Source organism: Pseudanabaena sp. 'Roaring Creek', from assembly GCF_001402795.1.
Taxonomy (GTDB): Bacteria; Cyanobacteriota; Cyanobacteriia; order Pseudanabaenales; family Pseudanabaenaceae; genus Pseudanabaena.
In genome coordinates, this window is record NZ_LIRE01000160.1 from 1 (window position 1) to 5,035 (window position 5,035).

The window sequence follows — 5,035 nt, forward strand, 5'->3', positions numbered from 1 at the left end:
GCGCAGTCGAAGCCAAAACCTCACTGGCATCTTCTGCTTCGTTTACCGTCCCTTCGGCTGCGCTCAGGGAGCTAGATTTTTTACGCTGGCTGAGCGCAGTCGAAGCCAAAACCTCACTGGCATCTTCTGCTGCGTTTGCCGTCCCTTCGACTTCGCTCAGGGAGCTAGATGGTATGCGTTGGCTGAGCGCAGTCGAAGCCATAAGCTGCCTATCTAATTCGGCGATTAGATCTAGTCTGGTGGTAAATAGTTGCTTGCCTAAAGACTTGGGGATAGGCGCATCAACGGTGGGAATATTCTGTTTAAAAAATTCGAGATTTTGGCAGTAGTCGAATAGATAGAAAAATTGTTTGTTTTGACCATCGCCAAATAGATCGGGACAGAGACGAGTGCCGCGTCCGACCATTTGCCAGAATTTAGTTTTGGAGCGTACCAGTTTGAAAAGGACGAGGTTAACGACTTCAGGCACATCGATGCCTGTGTCGAGCATATCGACGGAGATGGCGATATGGGGGGCTTTATCCTTTTTAGAAAAGTCATCAATTAGAGTTTGGGCATAGGTGGTTTTATTGGTGATCAGTCTGGCAAATGTGCCTTTGAGGTGCGGGTAATTGATGTTGAAGCGGTCTTCGATAAATTCAGCGTGTTTTTGATTTTTGGCGAAGATGATGGTTTTACCGAGCCGATCGCCGCCTGCTACTTTTAATCCTCTGGTCATGAGATGCTCTAGAACTTTGTCGGCGGTATCTTGATTAAATAACCACTGGTCTAATGCTCCTGCTTCAATGCAATCGGGAATATTGCCTTCTTCATCCCATTCCATTGCGTCCCATTCTTCTTTTTCTGCTTCCGAAAGTTCATCATATTTGATGCCCTCCCGTTGAAATTTGAGGGGTACGGATATGGCTTGAGTGGGGACTAGATATCCATCTTTGACAGCATCTTCCAGTTGATAAGCATCGGTAGGTACACCGTTTTCTAGGTCAAATAAGCCGTAGGTGTTGCGATCGATTTCATCCTTGGGTGTGGCGGTGAGTCCGAGGAGATGGGAGTCAAAGTAGTCAAATATATGGCGGTACTTCTGGAAGACGGAGCGGTGGGCTTCATCGATGATAATGAGGTCAAAATGTCCGACACCAAAGCGTTTTTGACCGTTTTTAGTGCCATTAATCAATCCCATCATCGTGCCATAGGTAGAGGCATAGACGCGCCCTTCGGTGTCTTTTTCGGTGAGTAGGTTTACGGGTGCAGAGTCGGGTAGATGCTTTTTGAATACGCCGATCGCTTGGTTAACTAGAGATACTCGGTCAGCTAGAAATAGGGCGCGTTTGACCCAGTTGCAACGCATCAGTAAATCAACTAGGGCGATCGCGGTTCTGGTTTTGCCCGCGCCTGTCGCCATAATAATTAGGGCTTTGCGTTCTTTGTGAGTCTCGAAGGCTTCGGAAACTTTACGGATGGCGCGAACTTGGTAATGACGAGCAGCGATCGCAGGATTGATGTTTGCGGTAGTGAGAGGTTTCTGGGTGGTGCGGCGTTGGATGAGGAGTTCTAGTTCTGTTTTTTTATAAAAGCCTTGGATTTGGCGGGATGGGTAGTTGGTGTCGTCCCAGATGTGATGCTCGTAGCCATTGGTGAAGAAGACGATCGGGCGTTGACCAAATTGGGCTTCGAGACAATCGGCATAGAGTTTTGCTTGCTGCTGTCCTTCTTTGGGGCTGCGTTTGGTGCGTTTGGCTTCGACTAGGGCGAGGGGTTTGCCATCGTCACCCCAGAGGACATAATCGACGTAGCCTTTGCCTGTGGTGTTGGGCATTCCTGAGACTTCAAACTCTCTGGTTATGTTTGCTGTCCCTTCCTTCCCTTCAAACTTTTCTGCTTCGTTTGCCGTCCCTTCGACTTCGCTCAGGGAGCTAGGTTGTCTACGCTGGCTGAGCGAAGTCGAAGCCATCGGAGCCGAAGCCAATACCCAGCCTGATTCTTTGAGTAACAGGTCAATAAATAGGTCGCGGGTTTGGGCTTCGGAATAGTCGTGGGTATCTGGTTGGACTGTATTGGCTTGTTTGACGGCGATGAGTTCGGCGCGGAGTCGTTTTAGTTCATCATCGATCGCATTTTTATCGGCTAAGAGTATGGATAGTTTTTCATCGCGATCACTTAGTTCGGTTTCGAGTTTTTGGAGTTGGGCAACGGTTTGTTTTGGTAATGTGGCTTCTTGGGGGATTGCTTGCGAGTCAAATTGTAATCCTGCTTCGGGTTTGTGGGTGCGTCCGTAGGTGTGGGCTAACCAGTAGGCGACATGAAAAAATTCACGAACTGCATTAATGGCATCGTTGGCAGGGACGGCTCGCTCGTTATGGACTGCGAGGTTGCCTAGTCGGATGATGTATTTGGCTTTGTTAAAGACGGCTTCGCCGACGAGGGTTTTAAAGGTTGGCTCATGGACTAGGGCGCTGAGGTTGTCTTGATAGGGGAGTCTCAGGGATGTGTCGTATTTGTATAGCCAATTGACGGTTAGTTCTAGGGCGCGACGGGCATAGAAACAGGCTGTACGCGGATCGCGGTAGGCGGTTCTAAAGGCTTTGTGGGCGGATTCGTAGATTGCGGGAAATTCTGGTTTGAGAAAGGTGAACTGTGCCATGTTTCTATATCCTAATAAACTGCAATCTATAGCCCGAAATTTTAAAGATTATGCTTTAGAAAACCTTGTCTATTCAGCATCTTGCAAACTTGTTAACTTTAATTTAAAAGGTTTATTTCTCGTTTTGAGCTTTAGATGCTGAACTTATCAATACTGATGTTATCTAATCGCTTGGCTCATAATCGACACAAACAATTAGACAAGATAAGAGTTCCTGTAGAGTTTCATCGGATACTTGCCCCAACTGTTTAACAAATCTCTCGGTAGACAGGCTGCGAACTTGCAAGGCATTTCCTGCGGAGTCGCGATCTAGTTGGTTATCTGAATTGGCTTCAATTTTGACCATGAAGGGGCGATCGCTAAATTTTTCTTGCCAGCTTGTAATCGGGATGACAATCCTTAAAGGAATAGAGTTAAAGGATTCAGCACTAATAACTACTACTGGACGGATTTTCTGAATCTCTTGTCCTCTGGTTGGATTGAGGTCAACTAGCCATATTTCACCACGATTGGGATTACTCATAGCCAATATCCCAGTCTGCGGTGTCGAGTACCGAAAATTCAGTTAGTTCTGGGTCATTGCGAAAGTCTTGGGCGGTTGCGGGGATGTATTGCGCGAGGTACTGATGCCTTTGGGCTAGGGGCAGTTTGGCGATTTGGCGCATAGATAGCTTGTTTTTTGGTGCAAGTTTTTTGCGAAGGGCTTCGGTGAAGTCGAGGACTTCTTGCTGCTTTTCGGGTGGTAGTTGGCGGATGTTGTTTAAGATTGTTTGCTCGATCGCTGCGGTGGTTTGCATGGCTTTTTCTCCATTTATTTCTATACTCTAAATGAATTGTATCTAAGCTACAACTCTCCTCTAAAGGCGCGATGCTGTAATGAGGCAAAGAGGGCTTCGAGTTGGCTAAGGGATGCGCGATGTGTTGCTTTGAGTTTTTCTACGGCTTCGACTCGTTGAGCAAATTCTTTTTGTAGTTGGAGAGGTGGTATCAAAACGGGGAAACCTTTTAATTGTGTCATGTTAATAGACGCAATACCTGTTGTTTGTTTGGCTGACTTGAGAAAGTAGCTTTTCCCTCTTTTACTGCCAATCAACCACATCAAAAATCTTGGATGCAGTTCATTTAATTTAATGCGAACTCGAAAAATATGATTTTGGTGAATGCATTCAGGTAGTTCACCATGCCAAATAGTACCTCTGCCTAACTTATCAGGATCGCCTCCTTCAGTGAGAACTAAATCATTTACTTGCAATCTATAGCGTTCGATTTCATCTTCTTTGGCTTCAATTGTTTTTATTACACTCAGATCAAGTTTTTGATCTTGAACATTAACAACAGCTAAATAAGGAACTTCTCGAACACTCTGACCATTTAGCTTTCGTCCTTTTGTAATTCCTGAAACAATGTCAGAAACTTCTCCTAAAGTTTTATTTTCATCCCAATTTTTTGGATTTGCAACTGAATCACCGAACATTTCTATGAAGATGGATTGGGTGAGGGTGTCGAGTTTTGCGATCGCCTCTTTGCGTTTTGATATTAGTAACTGAATGCGATCGAGTATCTCTGCTATACGTTTTTGTTCTTCTAATGGAGGTAATGAAATTTCGACTCTAGATACAATACTTTTAGAAACTTCTTTGAATGTTGCACCATTACCAAGCCCCTCTAGATAAGCACGATTTTTTCGCAGCCAATGATATAAAAACTTAGAATACACTCTATTGTCTTTTGGTATAAAGCTCTTAAAACCTTGATTCGTAGCCATTGGAACAGAGTTAATCGCAACGTGTCCGATAGGTGCGCGGGAACTAAACAGCACAGAATTGCTAGGTAGAATTGAAGCCCCACAGCTATCTAAACCTGATTGTGTGAGTTTGCGAGGAGTATCAGAAATATAAGCTCCATTAAGATGACTTAAATCTTTAGGAGTAACCCAACAAATATTGCCATTCCAAAAAGATTCAACATTAGTGCTTGGAGTTGACCCTGAAACGATTTCACAACAATCTCCAAGATTCGTTTTAGTCCATTTCTTCATTTCTGCCTCTCATCTAAATTATTCTTACCAAGTGTGTTCCCTTCGACTGCGCTCAGGGAACGATCCCTAAATGACTGAATGCGATCCGCCCGATGGCTGAGCGGAGTCGAAGCCATCGACAACGTAGACAGATCAATTATCCACGCGGCGGGGACTTTTCGGCTTCGTTTACCGTCCCTTCGACTTCCCTTCGACATAGCTCAGGGCAAGCGCTCAGGGAGCTAGATACCATTTACCATCCCTTCGACTGCGCTCAGGGAACAAGTTACTGCTTTACTTATAGATCCGCCCGATGGCTGAGCGCGATGCACTGAGCTTGTCGAAGTGAAGTCGAAGCCATCGACAACGTAGACAGA

4 protein-coding genes are annotated in these 5,035 nt (G+C 45.4%); all 4 read right to left on the reverse strand.

The genetic code is table 11. From position 1 onward, the window contains the following. Positions 1–2,641, reverse strand: a 2,641-nt coding sequence (locus AC805_RS04940) for a DEAD/DEAH box helicase family protein (protein ID WP_055074383.1), incomplete at its 3' end; no start/stop codon positions are given. A 163-nt stretch (positions 2,642–2,804) separates the two neighbouring features. Continuing rightward, the gene (locus AC805_RS04945) at positions 2,805–3,164 is read right to left on the reverse strand and encodes a type II toxin-antitoxin system PemK/MazF family toxin (RefSeq protein ID WP_055074384.1); all 360 of its coding nucleotides are present in this window, start codon (positions 3,162–3,164) and stop codon (positions 2,805–2,807) included. Then, positions 3,157–3,438, reverse strand: a complete 282-nt coding sequence (locus AC805_RS04950) for a DUF2281 domain-containing protein (protein WP_055074385.1) — start codon at positions 3,436–3,438, stop codon at positions 3,157–3,159. Before AC805_RS04950 ends, AC805_RS04945 begins: the two co-directional genes overlap by 8 nt. Positions 3,439–3,485: 47 nt before the next feature. Further along, positions 3,486–4,679, reverse strand: coding sequence for a restriction endonuclease subunit S (locus tag AC805_RS04955; RefSeq protein WP_072143525.1), 1,194 nt, complete (start codon positions 4,677–4,679; stop codon positions 3,486–3,488). Positions 4,680–5,035: the final 356 nt, after the last annotated feature.

Excerpts from the sequence above, each read along its gene's own strand:
- AC805_RS04955 (WP_072143525.1), bottom strand. The coding sequence starts at position 4,679 with ATGAAGAAATGGACTAAAACGAATCTTGGAGATTGTTGTGAAATCGTT.
- AC805_RS04950 (WP_055074385.1), bottom strand. The coding sequence starts at position 3,438 with ATGCAAACCACCGCAGCGATCGAGCAAACAATCTTAAACAACATCCGC.
- AC805_RS04945 (WP_055074384.1), bottom strand. The coding sequence starts at position 3,164 with ATGAGTAATCCCAATCGTGGTGAAATATGGCTAGTTGACCTCAATCCA.